Source organism: Treponema sp. R8-4-B8, assembly GCF_054786175.1.
In genome coordinates this window covers 1-639 of sequence record NZ_BDHE01000234.1, presented here as the reverse complement: position 1 = coordinate 639, position 639 = coordinate 1, and the positions used below count along the sequence as shown (strand labels likewise).

At 34.6% G+C, this 639-nt stretch carries 1 protein-coding gene; it reads left to right on the top strand.

From position 1 onward, the window contains the following. Positions 1-194: hypothetical protein (locus tag ACYVRA_RS08110; RefSeq protein WP_461252222.1), on the top strand; the 194-nt coding region annotated here is incomplete at its 5' end. Positions 195-639: the final 445 nt, after the last annotated feature.

The following is a 639-nucleotide window of genomic DNA, read 5'->3' as shown; positions in this document are numbered from 1 at the left end:
TGGTACTGTTGACTGCGTATCTGTTTGGTTTGTTGTTATTGACATCTTGTTCTCGTTCTCGTCGTCAGCGTTTGGTTGATACGTTCGGTTATGCGATCTATGATAGGCAAGAGCTGCTAAACGAAGTCTGTAGATTAAAACATCTTGTAATGAAATTAGAAAGCGAGGGTCAAGTTGGTACGATTGCTCTCTAGATTGAGAGATATTCTTATGAAAAAACTAATAATAAATATAAACCCGTAGAAAATGTATTTCCTATTACTAATCCGTTTAGAAGTTCTAGAACTGTTCAAAAGGCTTTAAAAATAATTAGTAAAAAAGATTAAATGAGGATATGACTGCAGTGAAATTAAAAAAATATTTGCTGTGACTTTAATGTTGTCTGTGTTCTTGTCTGGCTGTCAGAGGAAGGTTATAACAGGCATTTCTAAAAATGAAAATGATGTTTCAACTTCAACGAATACTCCTGCTCCAGAGCCTACTCCTACTCCGACAGATGTGTATAAGAGACAGGTTGCGAACTTCGTTCGCTTTTACTGTTTTTTTTGCGTCTTTTTTAAGACGGCTTTTGACTATTTATACATCACAGACGTTATCTAAATGTCGTGCAAGCCTATAAATATATAATACATTTTTAAG